The sequence below is a fragment of the Aeromonas sp. s2 genome (genome assembly GCF_040907935.1).
Classification (GTDB): domain Bacteria; phylum Pseudomonadota; class Gammaproteobacteria; order Enterobacterales; family Aeromonadaceae; genus Aeromonas; species Aeromonas dhakensis.
In genome coordinates this window covers 311,420-327,339 of the sequence record NZ_JBFOCR010000005.1, presented here as the reverse complement: position 1 = coordinate 327,339, position 15,920 = coordinate 311,420, and the positions used below count along the sequence as shown (strand labels likewise).

Here is a 15,920-nt window from a genome sequence, read left to right as displayed (position 1 = left end):
GCCGGCCGGGTGGCTTGGCATAATGGCGCCCCACACGGGTTGGCCGCCCCTTTGCGGTGTGGCCGGCCCCAGCAACAGTGCAGAGGAGATGTGATGAAATTTATCGGAGCCCACGTCAGTGCGGCCGGCGGGGTGGAGAACACCATCGCCCGCGCCCAGGCCATCGGGGCCAACGCCTTCGCCCTGTTTACCAAGAACCAGCGCCAGTGGCAGGCGGCGCCGCTCTCCGAGACCAGCATTCGCGCCTTCAAGCTGGCCTGCGAGAAGGGGGGCTTTCGCCCCGAGCAGATCCTGCCCCACGACAGCTACCTCATCAATCTGGGTCATCCCGACCCCGATGGCCTCGCCAAGTCCCGCGATGCCTTTCTGGACGAGATGAAGCGCTGCGAGCAATTGGGGCTTTGCTACCTCAATTTTCATCCGGGCAGCCACCTGAAGCAGATCCCGGAGGCGGCCAGCCTCAAGCTGGTGAGCGAATCCATCAACTGGGCGCTGGAGCGCAGCGAAGGAGTGACGGCGGTGATCGAGAACACCGCCGGTCAGGGCACCAACCTCGGCTGGTCGTTCGAGCACCTGGCCACCATCATCGACGGGGTGGAAGACAAGAGCCGGGTTGGCATCTGCTTTGACACCTGCCACGCCTTTGCCGCCGGCTACGATCTGCGCACCGCGGAGAGTTGTGCCGCCGTCTTTGCCGAGTTCGACCGGACGGTGGGTTTCCAGTATCTGAAGGGGATGCATATCAACGGCGCCAAGTGCACCTTCGGCAGCCGGGTCGACCGCCACCACAGCCTGCGCGAGGGGAACCTGGGGGAGGCGGTGTTCCATCACATCATGAATGATCAGCGTTTCGACGACATTCCGCTGATCCTGGAGACCATCGACGAGTCCATCTGGGGCGACGAGATCCGCTGGTTGCGCAGCCTGGCGCAGGCATGATGATTGACCGGCAGAGCGCATAAGGAGACAGGGATGCAAGAGAGAACAAGCGAACAGCCGCTGCGCTGGGGCGTTGCCGGCGCGGGGGCCATCGCCCGCCGTTTTTGTCAGGATGTGAACGGACACGCCAGTGGCAGCCGGGTGGTGGCGATCGCCGCCCGTGATCAGGTGCGGGCGCAGGCCTTTGCCGACGAGCAGGGCTTGCCCCACGCCCATGGCAGCTATCAGGCGCTGGCGGCGGATCCCCTGGTGGAGGCGGTCTACGTGGCGGTGATCCACCCGGAGCACGCCGCCCTGATCGAACGCATGCTGCTGGCGGGCAAGCACGTGCTGGTGGAAAAGCCGGCGGTGACTCGCGTCGCAGATTGGGACCGGCTGGTGCGGTTCGCCGCCGAGCGGGGCCTGCTGCTGATGGAGGCGATGAAGGTGATGTGCTTCCCCGCCATGCGCGCATTGCTGGGGCGCCTGTCGGCCCTGCCAGCCCCCGACAGGCTAAAGGCTGCCTTCGGCTCGGTGCAGACGCGGGACGGCAAGCTGTTCGATCCGGCGCTGGATGGCGGCGCCGCCTGGGATGTGGGGGTCTACCCGCTCTGGCTCTATGCCGCCCTCTGTCACCAGTTGGGGCTGGCGGCGGGTGAGCCCGAGGTCACGCTGTCTCGCCGTGAGGGCGAGGTGGATGAAGCCGCCCGCTTTGATTTTGCCGGCCCGCTCAAGGCCGAGCTGGTGGCCTCCATCGTCGAGGATCTCGACAAGTCGGCCTGGCTGTCCGGGCCCGGCTGGGCGCTGGAGCTGGTGGGCAAGTGGTGGAACCCCCAGCAGATCGTCTGGCTTGGTGGTGACCCTCTGCCGGCCTGGCCCCACGACATCGCGCTGCCGGTGGCGGGCGGTGGCATGCAGCACGAGGCGGATCACTTTGCCGCCTGCGTGAGGGCGGGCATGACCGACTCCCCCTGGGTGCCGCAGGCACTGACCAGACAGGTGCTGGGCTGGGTCGAGCGGGGATTGCAGCCCGCTAAACGCTGAGTCACCAGGCCGAATGACCAAGAGGGAGAGCCAGGGCTCTCCCTCTTCTATTGCTGCTATTGCTGCCGATACCTGGCGGCAAGGGCCATGCCGGGCAATAGGCTGCCCGATCATCCCATTGGCTCAGGTGCTGCTGATCTGGCTGGGCAACACATCCTCCTGGGCGCGGCAAAATTGCAGAAAGCGGCGCAGGGCGGCAGAGTGATACTTCTGCCGGTGCCAGATGAGGGAGAGCTGGCGGGGAAAGCGGCGGGCGAGGGGCAGGGCCATCAGACGGCCCGCCTGCAGCCGATCGGTCACCGCCAGGTGGGAGATGAAGGAGATGCCGAGCCCCTTCTCGACCGCCAGCATCACCGCCTCCAGGGTGTTGAGCTCGAGCCCCGCCTGCCAGCGGGGCAGTTCGGGCTGGATCTGCTGCTCGAACTGCTCGCGGCTGCCGGACTGGGGCTCGCGCAGCACCCAGGTCTCGTCGCTCAGCTGGGCGAGGGAGAGGCGATGGCGGCCGGCGAGGGGGTGAGCGGGCTGGGCCACGATCAGCATCTCGTCGTGGAGCCAGGGCTCGCTGACCAGATCCGGGTGGTGGTTCTCCCCCTCGATCAGCGCCAGATCCAGCTCGAAGTTGGCCAGCAGGTGGCAGAGCTGATGGGTGTTGGTGATGGTGACGCGGGGCGGCTGTCCCAGCTCCTGCTTGCTGGTGGCGAGCAGGGCCGGCAGCAGGTAGTTGCCTATGGTCTGGCTGGCACCCAGACGCAGCTGGCCGCTCGGTTCGGCATCCGGGCTGAACAGGGTTTCGATGTCCTGCATCCGGGTCAGCAGCTCTTCGGCCGCCGGTTGCAGCAGGCGTCCCTCGTTGTTGAGCTGCAGCCTGGGGTGAATGCGATCGAACAGCGGGGTGGCGAGCTGACGCTCCAGCTCCTGCAACGACTGGGAGACGGCGCCCTTGCTCAGGCACAGTTCATTGGCGGCCAGCCCCAGATTGCCGTAACGGGCGATGGTGGCAAAGACCTTGAGTTGTTGCAGGGTCAGCTTCATGTTTGGAAATCCTGAACGATTGATTTAATTCATTTAGATATCGTAAACGATGGCCGCTCATTATCCTATGCCCATCGTCTCTCACATGAGGTTTCAGACATGATCGCAAGAACCCGTCAATCCCTGGCCGCTGCTCCGACCCCCATGGCAGGACTGGCGCTCGGGATCGCCAGTCTCGGTTGGTGCTGGGAAAATGCCGGTCACTTCGATGGCCGCCTGCAGTTGCTGGGCGCCGCCGTTGCCGCCGTGCTGCTGGTGATCCTGACCTTCAAGTTTCTGCTGCACCCGCGCCTGCTGTGGCAGGATCTGGCTCACCCGGTGGTCGGCAGCGTGGTGCCCACCTATGCCATGGGCACCATGGTGGTCTCCAAGGCGGTCGGCATGCTCAACGCCGGTCTGGGGGAGGGGCTCTGGCTGTTTGCCGTGCTGCTGCACCTGGGGTTCCTGGCCACCTTCGTCTGGCATCGGGCCAAACAGTTTGAAATCCACCACATGGTGCCGAGCTGGTTCGTGCCGCCGGTGGGGATCATAGTCGCAGACGTCGCTTTTCCGGGCGGCCAATACGCCGCGCTAGCCAACGGCCTGCTCTGGTTCGGCATGCTCTGCTACGGCCTGATGCTGCCGCTGATGCTCTATCGCCTCATCTTCAGCCATGAAGTGCCGGATGCCGCCAAACCGACCATCGCCATCCTCGCGGCGCCCGCCAGCCTGTCACTGGCCGGCTACCTCACCGTGAGCGAGCAACCTTCCCTGCTGCTGGTAGCCGTGCTGCTGGGGATCGCCGTGCTGATGACCGGCATCATCTATCTGGCCTTCATCAAGCTGCTGCGTCTGCCGTTCTCGCCGGGCTACGCCGCCTTCACCTTCCCGCTGGTGATCGGTGCCACCGCCCTGTTCAAGGTGAGCCATCTGGTCGAGCAGTGGCCCCAGGCAGCCGAGTACGTCGAGCAGATCCGGCTGCTGGCCCATTTCGAACTGGGCGCCGCCACCCTGATCGTCGGTTACGTGGCCCTGCGCTACCTGATGTTCTTCCTGCCGCTGGGCAGCGACGAGCTGGCATCCGGCATGGTTCGTCGCTAGGAAATGGCCGCAAGAGGGCCGGGATAAAGGGTCCGGTGAGCAGGTCCGCACAAGACGGACGCCACCGAACAGATGACGACAAGGCGCTCCACCTCGGGTGGGGCGCTTTTTTTATGGGCTTGCCTGCGCAAACCCGCCCGCTTTGTTGGTCCCGACCGGGGTGGCTCCTTCGCCAAAGCCATGATGAATTTAACTGGTATTACCTGTCAGGATGAATACAATGCAGCTCCCTTTCCCATGCTTGACCCCATCCATGTCTTCCCATGATCCCGTGTTTGACTCTCGTTTCGAGACCCGATTCCTGCATCCGCGTTACTGGTTCAGCTGGCTGGCGCTTGGCGTCCTGATGCTGCTGGCCTTCGTGCCGGTGAGGCTGCGCGATCGGCTGGCCGCCGCCCTGGCGCCGCTGGTGTTTCGCATCTCGAAAAAGCAGGTCTACATCGCCAGAACCAACCTGGCCCTCTGTTTCCCGCAAAAGAGCGAGGCCGAGCGCGACGCCATCCTGATGACCTCTATCCGGGTCGGCCTCAAGAGCCTGCTCGGCTTTGGCGAGTTCTCGGTGCGCAGTCCCGCCTATCTGATGAAGCGGATGCGGGTCACTGGCTGGGAACATATCGAGGCGGAGCAGGCGGCCGGCAGACCGGTGATCCTGGTGGTGCCCCACAGCTGGCCGGTGGACGCGGCCGGTTACTACTTCACCCGACGCGGGGTGCCCATGTGCACCATGATGAAACGGGCGCGCAACCCTGTGTTCGACTGGCATCTGAACCGTGCCCGTGCCCGCAATGGCTGCCGCGTCTATGAGCGCAGCGCCGGCATCAAGGCGGTGATCCGCACCATCAAGGAGGGGAACAGCTTCTTCTATCTGCCGGATCAGGATCATGGTCGCGAGAAGAGCATCTTCGCCCCCTTCTTCGGTCAGCCCAAGGCAACCCTGCCGGCCCTGCCGCGACTGGTACAGGTGAGCGGCGCCAAGGCGGTGCCGCTGCTGGCCTGCTATGACGAGGCGCATCACTGCTACCGGCTGGAGATAGACGCCCCCTTTGACAACTATCCCACCGACGATGTGATGGCCGACACCTGCCGGATGAACGACATGGTGCAGCAGCAGCTCAGCCGGGATCCGGGCCAGTACATGTGGTTTCTCAAGATCTTCGACACCCGCGAGGATCAGGTCGGGCTGGATGGCCGCTACGAGGCGGGGATCCAGCGGATCCGCCGCGGGTTGCAGCCGCTCTCCTGATGAGCAATTCCTTGTTGGTACCATGGCCCTGCGGGGCCATTTTTATTGGCACTCTGCCGGCTGGCAAGGCGAGCAGTCGAGCCGGCGCCCGCCCCAACCGGGCCCGCGCCAGCCCAAAGTGGAAAATTTTGTCAGGATAATTAAAATAACCGTTTATTTTCTATGACTTGATGGCGGCCATGTCCTCACACGATCCGGTTTTCGACACCTCATTTCATCCCCGTCTGCTCCATCCGCGCTGGTGGGGCAGCTGGCTGGCGCTCGGCCTGCTCTGCCTGCTGGGGCTGCTGCCCCATGGCCTGCGTGACCGGCTGGCCGACCGGCTGGCTCCCCCCCTGCTGCGTCTGTCCAGGAAGCAGGCCTATATCGCCGACACCAACCTCAAGATCTGCTTTCCCGAACTTGACGAGGCGGGCCGCCAGGCCCTGTTGCTGAAATCGATCCGGGTGGGGCTCAAGACCTTCATGGGCTTTGCCGAACTGACCCTGCGCAGCGCCGATCACCTGGCCGGCCGCATCAAGGTGCGCGGCTGGGAGCACATCGAGGCAGAGCAGGCTGCCGGCAGGCCGGTGATCCTGGTGGTGCCTCACACCTGGGCGGTCGACATGATAGGCCGCTACTTCGCCATCCGGGGCATGTCCATGTGCACCATGATGAAGAGCGCCAAGGATCAGGTCTTCGACTGGTACATCAACCGCGAGCGGGCCAAGGGGGGCAAGGTGTATGAGCGCAGTGCCGGCATCAAGCCGGCCATCAAGGCGATCCGCGGCGGTGCCAGCTTCTTCTACCTGCCGGATCAGGATCACGGCCGTGAGGCCAGCATTTTCGTGCCCTTCTTCGGCCACCCCAAGGCGACCCTGCCGGCCCTGCCCAAGCTGGTCAAGCTGACCGGCGCCAAGGCGGTGCCTATCCTCGCCTGCTATGACGAGGAGGAGGGCTGCTACCGGCTGGAGATCGAGGCCCCCTTCGAACCCTATCCCGGCACCGATCTGGAGGCCGACGTTCGCGCCATGAACGTCATGGTGGAGCAGCAGCTGCGCCAGCACCCGGAGCAGTACATGTGGTTCCTCAAGATCTTCGAGACCATGGAGCATCCCCAGGGGCACGAGGGCTTCTACGAAGAGGGCATTAAGCGGATCCGCGGCGACCTGCCCCCCGAAAACTGACGCAATGGAAGGACCGGCGCCCGGGCGCCGGTGACACGGCACAATCTGGAATAGGCAAGCGCACCGGAAGAGGCTATCTTCGGGGGCGCACACAGGGTGAAAGGGCGGGCATGAAAACTCCAAATCGAATCCAACCTCTGGTTGACGACGGCCTGGTTGACGAGGTGATCAGCCGGCTGATGAGCGGCAAAGAGGCCGATGTTTACGTGGTGCGCTGCGGCGACGAGATCCGCTGCGCCAAGGTGTACAAGGAGGCCGCCAAGCGCAGCTTCAAGCAGGCGGTGGTCTATCAGGAAGGGCGCCGGGTGCGTAGCAGCCGCGATGCCCGCGCCATGGAGAAGGGCTCCAAGTACGGCCGCAAGCAGCACGAAGAGGTGTGGCAGAACACCGAGGTGGATGCCCTGTTCAAGCTGGCCGCCGCCGGCGTGCGGGTGCCGCGGCCCTATGTCTGCCTCGACGGCGTGCTCTTGATGGAGCTGGTGACCGATGCCGATGGCAACGTGGCGCCCCGCCTCAACGACGTGGCCCTCAGCCGCGAACAGGCGCTGGCCGACCACGCCAGGGTGATCCGCTACGTGGTGCGCATGCTCTGCGCCGGCCTCATTCACGGCGACCTGTCGGAGTTCAACGTGCTGGTGGATGAAGAGGGCCCGGTCATCATCGACCTGCCCCAGGTGGTGGATGCCGCCGCCAACAACCAGGCGAAGTCCATGCTGGAGCGGGACGTCGACAACATGCGCAACTACTACGGCATGTATGCCCCCGAGCTGCTCAAGACCCGTTACGCCAAAGAGATGTGGGCCCTCTATGAAGATGGCAAGCTCACCCCCGACAGCGAACTGACCGGGTTGTTCGAAGAGAGCAACGAGCGGGTGGATCTTGACGCCGTACTGCACGAAATCGAGAGCGCCGAGGAGGAGGCCCTGGCCCGCCAGGCGCGGCTGAGAGCTGAGCAGGAGGAGGGCTACTGACGCCCAGGCTCCTTGCAACCAAGAGACGACTGAGCGCCTGCGGGCGCTCTTTTTATGGCTGCGAGTCAGCGGCGCCTTGCTGGCGGGCGGGGTGGGGCTGGATCTGGTAAAAGTTCACCCAGCAGCGATCGCCGGCATGGTAGCGACGATCCAGCCATTGCCCGCCGGCGGCGGCAATGACCTTGAGGGAGGCGGGATTTGCCTCGTCACAGCTGATGAGCACGGGTTCGCTCAGAACATGGCGTTGCAGCCAGCCGAGCAGGGTGCGAGCCACCCCTTCACCGCGGCGGGAGGGGCGGGTTTCGTATCCGATGTGGCCGAGCCACTGGCGGGTCGCCGGGTTGTCGCCGTGGCGCAGGCGCAAGGTGGCGAGGATCTCTTCCCCCTCGAGGGCAAAGTAGGTGGTGGTGGGCGGGTAGTCCGGCGGCAGGCGCTCGCCAGCGGCGTGGGCGAGCAGGTCCTGCAGCCACTGATCCGGGTCGAATTGCGCCACCTGATAGAGGGGCAGGCCGGCGGCGCCACACTCGGCCACGTAGCGGCGGTAGGCGGGGGCATCGGCAGGTTGCGCGGCCCGACACTCGATGACGGCTGTCACGGGTGCAGCTCTGCCGCTTGCAGCAGGCGTGGCTCGCTGTGGTGGGCCTCGCGGATGCAGGCGCGCATGCGCCCGCTCTGCTTGGCGGCATAGAGCGCCTGATCCGCCCGCAGATAGGCCTGCTCGAAGCTCTCTCCCGTCTGCAGCGAGGTCAGCCCCATGCTGAGGCCGATGGGGCCGCCCGCCAGCGGGCGGGTGGCCTCGGTGACCCCCTGCTGCAGGGCGTGGCAGTAGCCAGGCAGCGTCTGCGGCGTCTCCATCACCAGCAGCGCCAGCTCGTCGCCACCGAGGCGCCCGGCCAGTGCCGCCGGCGGCAGGCTCTCCCGGATCACCCGGCCCACCGCCCGCAGCATGGCATCGCCGGCGGGATGGCCGTGGTTGTCGTTGATCTGCTTGAAGTTGTCCAGATCGATCAGCAGCAGCTGCCAGGGGCGAGCGCTGCGGCAGGCCCGCGCCGCCAGCTGCTGTTCGAAATGGTGGCGGCTGTCCAGTCCGGTCAGGGCATCCTGGTTGGCGCGCCGCTCCAGCTCGCGCTGGGTGGCGAGCATGGCCTGCTGCTGGCGGGTGTGCACCAGGCTCAGCAGGATGAAGCTGCGGGCAATGGTAAAGAGCAGGCTGAGCAAGATCACCGGGCCGAGCAGGGGGTCGGTCAGGCTGGAGGCGGCCGACTCCGGCCACCACTGATGCTTGGCCATCCTGAGCAGCTGCAGGGCCAGTTGCAAGGCGAGCAGCAGGATGGCGAAGCGCAGCACCCGGTAGGCGGGGGCCAGCCGCTGGTAGCGCCAGAGCTGCCACAGCAGCAGGCCAATCTGCAGCGAGAGCACGCCGGAGAGGGTTATGATCCGGCTGTGCACATCGGCCAGCGGTTGCTGCGAGGCCACCAGGGCAAACAGCAGAAAGCCGGCGAGGGCGAGGAGCGGGCAGAGCCAGCCGAAGCGGTCGGCCTCGCGCCGGAAAAAGTGGCGCAGGCCCCGCTCATAGAGCAGCGGGGTGGCGATGATCAGCAGGTTGGTGAGCAGGATATTGGCAAGGGATGTCTCCCCCGTGAGGGGGCGCAGCAGCAGGCAACCAAAGGCGGCGGCGATGGCCAGCTCGCTGGCCGACCAGTAGAGCAGGGCGCGCAGCGGTCGCTGGGTATGCCACAGGTAGGCGAAAATGGCCGCGACCCCGACGTGGGACAGGCTGACAAACAGCACCAGGCTCAGCAACTGGGCCGAGGAAAACAGACTCTGCATCAAGGGTGTGGGCTCTTCCTGCCGGTAACGGCGCTGTGGTCTCAGGGCCGGGTGACTGGGGCGGATCACAGCATGAATTGTGCCGCTGAGCAATGGCTTGGATGGTCTGGGCAGGATAGTGCCAACACCACCAGTTGCCGGCGGCTGACACGATTAATCAGGGGCGGGGAGTGACGAAGGGCCATCCCCCGCACACGTCGACCTCAGTCGACCACCACCGGCAGCCGCATGACGGTGGCTTCCCGGCCGAGGTGGGCCAGCAGACGGCGCACGTCGTCGAGGCGAATAAGCAGGGTGGCGGTATTGACCAGCGGGTGGCACTGCACCCGCTCGGCCTGCCAAATCGTCTCATCCACCACCAGCTCCACCGCGCTCTCTCTGTCGCGTACCATGGCGAGCAGGGTGACCGAGCCCGGAGTGAGGCCAAGCACCGCCTCCAGTCGCTCGGGCGAGCCGAAGCTCAGCCGTTTGACGCCAAGGGCACTCGCCAGCGCCTTGAGATCGACTCTGCTCTGCTCAGGGGTCACCACCAGAAACAGCCGTTCGCTCTTGGGATCGCGCAGGAAGAGGTTCTTGGTCTTGGCGGCGGGCAGGTTGGGCAGCAGCCGGCTGGCCTCCTCGCAGGTGAAGACGGGGGCGTGATCGATGCGCTGATAGGGAATGGCCAGCTGATCCAGCAGAGAATAAAGCGCCACCATGACCTCCTGATGTTGGCTGACGAGCGGGGTGAGTCGATGGGCGAACACCACTGCCACCGGCAGCGCGTGTCCGTCTGGCCGAGCATACCAGTTTGCGCCGCCCCTGGCAGCCTGCGTGGTAATGGCAGCCTGGCGTGCCAATTGCAGTAAAGCACTGTATGAACGTACAATAGTCCCACACCTATGTTGATCCCGATGACTGGCATGACCGACCACCCCCCCATCCCTCCCGTTACCCCGCCGCGCGACGGCTTTATCCTGACCCGTCACGGGCGGGATGTGCGCGGCCGCGGCGAACAGCCGGAGCGCACCGAGATCGTGATGTGGCTCTGGAGCGAGCAGGGGCCGGTACGGGTGGTGGTGCCGGGGCAGGAGCCGGTCTTCTTCCTGCCGCAGAGCCATATGGCGGAGGCGGCGGAGCTGTTCAAGGGGGCCGGGGTGAGCGGGCGGTTTCGCCGCCTGCCCATGCACACCTTCGACGGTCGCGCCGTGGTGGGCTGCTATTTTGCCACCCTGAGCGCCTTTCACCGCGCCATCGAGCTGTTGCTCATCCGCGGGCTGGAGCACTTCGAGGCGGATATCCGGCTGCCGGAGCGCTTCCTGATGGAGCGTTTCATCACCGCCGGCGTGCGCTTCGAGGGGCGGGCGCGCAAGAAGGGGGGCAAGCAGGGCTACTGGGAGGTGAACGAGGCGCGCTGCGCGCCCCAGGCGGTGACGCCGACCCTCTCCTGGGTGTCGCTGGACGTGGAGTGCGCCATGGACGGGGCGCTTTTCTCGGTGGGGCTCTATAGCGAAGAGGATGCGCGGGTCATCATGATCGGTACGCCTGAGGCCGATGCTGACAGCTGGGGTACCCAGGTCGAGTGGGTGGCGGACGAGAGCGCCCTGCTGAGTGCGCTGGAGCGCTGGTTTGTGCGGCACGACCCGGATCTGGTGATCGGCTGGAACGTGGTCAACTTCGACTTTCGCCTGCTGCTGCGCCGCGCCGAGCTCAACAAGCGGCGGCTGCGACTCGGCCGTGGTCACGAGCTCTGTTTCTGGCGCTCGTCGCGCAACGACCCCCAGAGCGGCAGCGTCATCATTCCCGGGCGCATGGTGCTGGACGGCATAGATACCCTCAAAAGCGCCACCTGGCAGTTCCCCAGCTACAGCCTGGATGCGGTGGCGAGCGAGCTGCTCGGCCGCGGCAAGGACATCGAGGACGTGGCCAACCGGGGGGAGAAGATCACCGAGCTGTTCCACTCCGACAAGGAGGCGCTGGCCCGCTACAACCTGGAGGATTGCAAGCTGGTGTGGGAGATCTTCGACTACTGCCACCTCATCCCCTTTGCCATCGAGCGCGCCTCCCTCACTGGCTTGGAGCTCGACCGGGTAGGGGGCTCGGTGGCAGCGTTTACCAATCTTTATCTGCCACGGCTGCACCGCGGCGGCTACGTGGCCCCCAACCTGCCCGCCGATGGGGGGCTCGCGAGCCCAGGCGGCTATGTGATGGACTCCAAACCTGGGCTCTATCGCCACGTGCTGGTGCTCGATTTCAAGAGCCTCTATCCCAGCATCATCCGCACCTTCTGCATCGACCCCATGGGGCTCATCGAGGGGCTGCAGCATCCCGACCATGCCATCCCGGGTTTTCGCGGCGCCTTGTTCTCCCGCGAGCGCCACTTCCTGCCGGATCTCATCGCCACCCTGTGGGCGGCGCGGGATAGAGCCAAGGCGGCCAGCAACAAGGCGCTCTCCCAGGCCATCAAGATCATCATGAACTCCTTCTACGGGGTGCTGGGCTCGGGGGGCTGCCGCTTCTACGACCCGCGGCTTGCCTCCTCCATCACCTTGCGCGGTCACGGCATCATGCAGCAGACCCGGGAGTGGATCGAAGGGGAGGGTTTCGAGGTGATCTATGGCGACACCGACTCCACCTTCGTCCACCTGGGGCGCGAGACCAGCCCCGCCCAGGCGGACGAGATCGGCCGGCGATTGGCCAGTATGATCAACGACAACTGGACTGCGCTGATCAAGCGGGAGTTCGATTTGCCGAGCTATCTGGAGATCCAGTACGAGACCCACTATCGCCGCTTCTTGATGCCCACCATTCGCGGGCTGGAGAAGGGGAGCAAGAAGCGTTATGCGGGCTTGGTGGCAGGCCATCAGGCAGGTGAAGAGGAGCAGCTGGTGTTCAAGGGGCTCGAGTCGGTGCGCACCGACTGGACGCCCCTTGCCAAGGCGTTCCAGACCCGCCTCTACGAGATGGTGTTTCACGACCAGGATCCCAGCGGCTATGTGCGCACCATGGTGGACGAGACCCGCGCCGGCCTTCACGACGAGCTGCTGGTCTATCGCAAACGGCTGCGCCAGAAACTCGAGGAGTACCAGAAGAACGTGCCGCCCCACGTGCGGGCGGCGCGCCTGGCGGACGAGGAGAACCTGCGCCGCGGTCTGCCCCAGCGCTACCAGCACAGGGGCTCCATCGCCTACCTGGTGACCCTGAATGGCCCCGAGCCGCTCGAATACCGGCGCAGCGCCATCGACTACGAGCACTACATCGACAAGCAGCTCAAACCCATCGCCGATGCCATCCTCCCCTTTATCGGCGAGTCGTTCGAGCGGATCTGCGGCCAGCAGCTCGATCTCTTCTGATTGGGCAAGGGAACGCTTCGGCCATGGCTCGACAATGGCCGCAGCGGGTCAAGAGGGGCTGATGAGAGGGGAAAGCATGGATCGTCAGAGAAGAGAAATGCAAAAAGCCCGCTCGAGGAGCGGGCTTTTCAAATCTGGTGCGTCCTAGTGGATTCGAACCACCGACCCCCACCATGTCAAGGTGATGCTCTAACCAGCTGAGCTAAGGACGCAGGGTGCGCAAGGCGACTTTGTGTGATTGCAGGGGAGTGGTGGGTTTAATTGGATTCGAACCAACGACCCCTACCATGTCAAGGTAGTGCTCTAACCAACTGAGCTATAAACCCACATCAAATTCATATCTGCAATTTATTCAAACTGTTATGGTGCGTCCTAGTGGATTCGAACCACCGACCCCCACCATGTCAAGGTGATGCTCTAACCAGCTGAGCTAAGGACGCATAACAGTGTTCCGGATGGTGCGTCCTAGTGGATTCGAACCACCGACCCCCACCATGTCAAGGTGGTGCTCTAACCAGCTGAGCTAAGGACGCATCGCGGAAAAGTGGTGGGTTTAATTGGATTCGAACCAACGACCCCTACCATGTCAAGGTAGTGCTCTAACCAACTGAGCTATAAACCCACTTCATAAACCGGATTGAAAACCCGTTTTATCCCGCCAGCACTGCTGGCGTGGTCGGCATACTACCCATGCCCCCCAAGGCTGTCAACAGGCCGCACGCACAAAGGAGACTGTTTGCCCAGTTCTTGCGCAGCCTGTTGATTTTGCAGGCGAGTTTCCCCTTATTGCGCCTTGGAGAGGGCGCTGCAGGCCTCCGGGCTGGCAAAGCGACCATAGATGTAGCGCAGCCGGGTACCCAGCATCAGGGCGGCGGAGGTGAGGCCGACGATGAAGCCGACCCAGAAGCCCTGGGGTCCCATCTGCGGTACCACCCAGTCGGTCAGGCCCAGGATCATGCCGGTGGGCAGCCCCAGTCCCCAGTAGGCGACGATGGTGACGTAGAAGATCGCCTTGGTATCCTTGTAACCGCGCAGGGCTGCGGCTGCCACCACCTGTACCGAGTCGGAGATCTGGTAGATGGCGGCGAAGAAGAGCAGGGTGGCCGCGAGGGTGATCACCTGCAGGTCTTCGGTGTAGATGGTGGCGATCTGCTCGCGCAGCAGCACGGTGAGGGCGGCAGTGGCGGCGGCCACCGTCATGCCCAGCATCAGGCCGGTGCGGGCGGCGACCCGGGCGTGATCAGGCAGTCCTTCGCCGATGCTGTGACCGACCCGGATGGTGACGCCCACCCCGATGGAGAGCGGCAGCATGAACACCAGGCTGGAGAAGTTGAGCGCTATCTGGTGGCTCGCCACCGTCTCCGCGCCAAAGGGGGCCAGCATCAGGGCCACCACGGTAAACAGGGTCACCTCGCAGAAGATGGCCATGGCGATGGGGAAACCCAACCGGAACAGGCGCCAGATCCGGCTGCCATTGGGGCGCGCGAGCTGGGCGAACAGGTTGATCTCCTTGAAGTGGCGGGAGAGCTTCACATAGACGATCATCGCCAGCAGCATGGCCCACAGCACGATGGCGGTGGCCACGCCGCAGCCGACCCCACCCAGTTTCGGCATGCCGAACAGGCCGTGGATGAAGATGGTGTTGGCCGGGATGTTGACCGCCAGCCCCACGAAGCCGATCACCATGGTCGGCATGGTGTGGGAGAGCCCCTCGCTGAAGTTGCGCAGCACCTGGAACAGCACGAAGGCGGGCAGGCCCCACAGGATGGCGTGCAGGTAGCCGGTGGTCTTGGCGGCCATCACGGGATCCACCTCCATGAACTGCAACGCCAGCGGGCTGAAATAGAGCGCCACCATGGCGATGGGGGTGACCATCAGCGCCAGCCAGAAGCCCTGGTGCACCGCCGGGCGCACCTCGTCCCGTTTGCGGGCGCCATTGAGCTGGGAGACGATGGGGGTGAGCGCCATGATGATGCCCTGCACCAGCAGGATCACCGGCAACCAGAAGCTGGAGGCCACCGACACGGCGGCCAGATCGACGGCGCTGACCTGTCCCGCCATCACGGTATCGACAAAGTTCATGGCGATCTGGGCCACCTGGGCGACCAGAATGGGGCTGGCTAGACGAACGAGTTGCCTCGCCTCGGACCAATAACGTTGCACTGACACCTCCGAGTGGATCAGATAAAGCGTAAAAAGAGCGGGTATCGGGAAGAGCCTTTGCACTCCAGAAGCGGGAGTGCAAAGTGCGGGGGGGTCATTCTAGCCTGAAATTCATCCGGGACGAAACGATTGGTGCAAGCCCGGGATCAGGCGTCTTCGTGATCGCTGATCAGCAGGTTGGCGGCGGCGTAGGCGGCCTGTTCGCGCAGATCCGCCGGCACCCGCTCGTCCGATGCCACGGCGTTGAGCGCCCTGATGGTGGCGGCGATGGCCTGCGGCACATAGCCCTGCTCACCGGAGCCAATCTGGTTGTAGGCGATGCGAATGGCCTCACAGCATTGATATACCTGCATTTTTGTTTCCTTGTCAGCACTTGGTTTGAATGCCGTCACTATAGCGATCGGCCGCCTGCTTGTCAGCGGTTGCGCTTGTCTGGGGTGCGCGGCGAGGTTACCCTGCCTTTTTTCGTAGCAGGAGACGAGACATGTTCACCGGCATAGTGCAGGGGACCGCCGAACTGGTGGCCATCGAGGAGCTGCCCAACTTTCGTACCCACGTGATCCGCATGCCGAGCCCGGCCTGGGGCGAGGGGCTGGCGCTGGGTGCCTCCGTGGCCCACAACGGCTGCTGCCTGACCGTCACCCGGGTCGAAGGAGATCTGGTCAGCTTCGATCTGATGCAGGAGACCCTGCGCCTCACCAACCTCGGCCAGCTGCAGCTGGGGGACAAGGTCAACGTGGAGCGTGCTGCCCGCTTTGGCGACGAGATTGGCGGCCACGCCATGTCCGGCCACATCATGGGCACCGCGCAGGTTATCTCGGTCATCGATACCCCCAACAACCGGCAGGTGTGGTATCGCCTGGCCCCAACGCTGATGAAATACGTGCTGACCAAGGGCTACATCGGCATCGACGGTATCAGCCTTACCGTGGGCGAGGTGCGCGGCTGCGAATTTTGCGTCAACCTGATCCCCGAAACGTTGGCCCGCACCAACCTCGGCTGGGTCAAGGCTGGCTGGCAGACCAACATCGAGATTGACCCCCAGACCCAGGCCATCGTCGACACGGTGGAGCGGGTGCTGGCGGCCCGCCAATAAGGCGCAGAGGCGGCCGCTTAGGCGAAAAGGAAAGCGGGGCCCAGT

Annotated in this window: 14 protein-coding genes and 5 tRNA genes; 8 read left to right on the top strand and 11 right to left on the bottom strand. The window is 64.5% G+C overall.

Annotated elements, in window-relative coordinates:
* The first annotated feature begins 93 nt into the window (after nucleotides 1-93).
* Entirely contained in the window at nucleotides 94-939 is an 846-nt protein-coding gene (gene nfo / locus AB5Y81_RS02960) for a deoxyribonuclease IV (protein WP_211029716.1), read from the top strand.
* A 33-nt stretch (nucleotides 940-972) separates the two neighbouring features.
* Nucleotides 973-1,962: a Gfo/Idh/MocA family oxidoreductase gene (locus tag AB5Y81_RS02955; protein ID WP_279484310.1), complete on the top strand. Its 990-nt coding sequence runs from the start codon at nucleotides 973-975 to the stop codon at nucleotides 1,960-1,962.
* A 123-nt stretch (nucleotides 1,963-2,085) separates the two neighbouring features.
* On the opposite strand, the gene AB5Y81_RS02950 is transcribed toward AB5Y81_RS02955, so the two are convergent.
* Nucleotides 2,086-2,994: a LysR substrate-binding domain-containing protein gene (locus tag AB5Y81_RS02950; RefSeq protein ID WP_279484311.1), complete on the bottom strand. Its 909-nt coding sequence runs from the start codon at nucleotides 2,992-2,994 to the stop codon at nucleotides 2,086-2,088.
* Nucleotides 2,995-3,093: 99 nt separating this feature from the next.
* Here AB5Y81_RS02950 and AB5Y81_RS02945 point away from each other — a divergent pair, with 99 nt between their 5' ends.
* From AB5Y81_RS02945 to AB5Y81_RS02930, 4 genes are all read left to right on the top strand, one after another.
* Entirely contained in the window at nucleotides 3,094-4,074 is a 981-nt protein-coding gene (locus tag AB5Y81_RS02945; RefSeq protein ID WP_019840565.1) for a TDT family transporter, read from the top strand.
* A 253-nt stretch (nucleotides 4,075-4,327) separates the two neighbouring features.
* Nucleotides 4,328-5,317 (top strand): lauroyl-Kdo(2)-lipid IV(A) myristoyltransferase, encoded by a 990-nt coding sequence (lpxM, locus tag AB5Y81_RS02940; RefSeq protein ID WP_017764371.1) that lies wholly within the window; start codon nucleotides 4,328-4,330, stop codon nucleotides 5,315-5,317.
* Nucleotides 5,318-5,487: 170 nt separating this feature from the next.
* Nucleotides 5,488-6,483 (top strand): lauroyl-Kdo(2)-lipid IV(A) myristoyltransferase, encoded by a 996-nt coding sequence (locus AB5Y81_RS02935; RefSeq protein WP_368146538.1) that lies wholly within the window; start codon nucleotides 5,488-5,490, stop codon nucleotides 6,481-6,483.
* A gap of 110 nt (nucleotides 6,484-6,593) precedes the next feature.
* Nucleotides 6,594-7,454 (top strand): PA4780 family RIO1-like protein kinase, encoded by an 861-nt coding sequence (locus AB5Y81_RS02930; RefSeq protein ID WP_005301346.1) that lies wholly within the window; start codon nucleotides 6,594-6,596, stop codon nucleotides 7,452-7,454.
* Nucleotides 7,455-7,506: 52 nt separating this feature from the next.
* Here AB5Y81_RS02930 and AB5Y81_RS02925 read toward each other — a convergent pair whose 3' ends face one another.
* The 3 genes from AB5Y81_RS02925 to AB5Y81_RS02915 all read right to left on the bottom strand — a co-directional run bounded on the left by AB5Y81_RS02925 (nucleotide 7,507) and on the right by AB5Y81_RS02915 (nucleotide 9,982).
* Nucleotides 7,507-8,049, bottom strand: coding sequence for a GNAT family N-acetyltransferase (locus AB5Y81_RS02925; RefSeq protein WP_252600415.1), 543 nt, complete (start codon nucleotides 8,047-8,049; stop codon nucleotides 7,507-7,509).
* Nucleotides 8,046-9,284: a GGDEF domain-containing protein gene (locus AB5Y81_RS02920; protein WP_167385357.1), complete on the bottom strand. Its 1,239-nt coding sequence runs from the start codon at nucleotides 9,282-9,284 to the stop codon at nucleotides 8,046-8,048. The genes AB5Y81_RS02925 and AB5Y81_RS02920 overlap by 4 nt, the downstream gene beginning before the upstream one ends.
* A gap of 203 nt (nucleotides 9,285-9,487) precedes the next feature.
* Nucleotides 9,488-9,982 carry a prolyl-tRNA synthetase associated domain-containing protein gene (locus tag AB5Y81_RS02915; RefSeq protein ID WP_005301341.1) on the bottom strand — a complete coding sequence of 165 codons (495 nt, stop codon included), beginning with the start codon at nucleotides 9,980-9,982 and terminating at the stop codon, nucleotides 9,488-9,490.
* A 195-nt stretch (nucleotides 9,983-10,177) separates the two neighbouring features.
* On the opposite strand from AB5Y81_RS02915, the gene AB5Y81_RS02910 reads away from it, so the two are divergent.
* Nucleotides 10,178-12,616, top strand: coding sequence for a DNA polymerase II (locus AB5Y81_RS02910; protein WP_279485539.1), 2,439 nt, complete (start codon nucleotides 10,178-10,180; stop codon nucleotides 12,614-12,616).
* 135 nt (nucleotides 12,617-12,751) lie between these two features.
* On the opposite strand, the gene AB5Y81_RS02905 is transcribed toward AB5Y81_RS02910, so the two are convergent.
* The 7 genes from AB5Y81_RS02905 to AB5Y81_RS02875 form a co-directional block, all read right to left on the bottom strand.
* A tRNA-Val gene (locus tag AB5Y81_RS02905) sits at nucleotides 12,752-12,828 on the bottom strand.
* A 37-nt stretch (nucleotides 12,829-12,865) separates the two neighbouring features.
* Nucleotides 12,866-12,942, bottom strand: a tRNA-Val gene (locus AB5Y81_RS02900).
* 37 nt (nucleotides 12,943-12,979) lie between these two features.
* A tRNA-Val gene (locus tag AB5Y81_RS02895) sits at nucleotides 12,980-13,056 on the bottom strand.
* Between the two features lie 16 nt (nucleotides 13,057-13,072).
* Nucleotides 13,073-13,149 (bottom strand) — tRNA-Val (locus AB5Y81_RS02890).
* 12 nt (nucleotides 13,150-13,161) lie between these two features.
* Nucleotides 13,162-13,238 (bottom strand) — tRNA-Val (locus AB5Y81_RS02885).
* Between the two features lie 161 nt (nucleotides 13,239-13,399).
* Nucleotides 13,400-14,779 (bottom strand): MATE family efflux transporter, encoded by a 1,380-nt coding sequence (locus AB5Y81_RS02880; protein WP_017764378.1) that lies wholly within the window; start codon nucleotides 14,777-14,779, stop codon nucleotides 13,400-13,402.
* 146 nt (nucleotides 14,780-14,925) lie between these two features.
* On the bottom strand, nucleotides 14,926-15,132 hold the full coding sequence (locus tag AB5Y81_RS02875) for a YaeP family protein (RefSeq protein WP_005301307.1): 207 nt from the start codon (nucleotides 15,130-15,132) through the stop codon (nucleotides 14,926-14,928).
* A 131-nt stretch (nucleotides 15,133-15,263) separates the two neighbouring features.
* Between AB5Y81_RS02875 and AB5Y81_RS02870 the strand changes: the two genes are divergently transcribed.
* On the top strand, nucleotides 15,264-15,875 hold the full coding sequence (locus AB5Y81_RS02870; RefSeq protein ID WP_005301301.1) for a riboflavin synthase: 612 nt from the start codon (nucleotides 15,264-15,266) through the stop codon (nucleotides 15,873-15,875).
* Nucleotides 15,876-15,920: the final 45 nt, after the last annotated feature.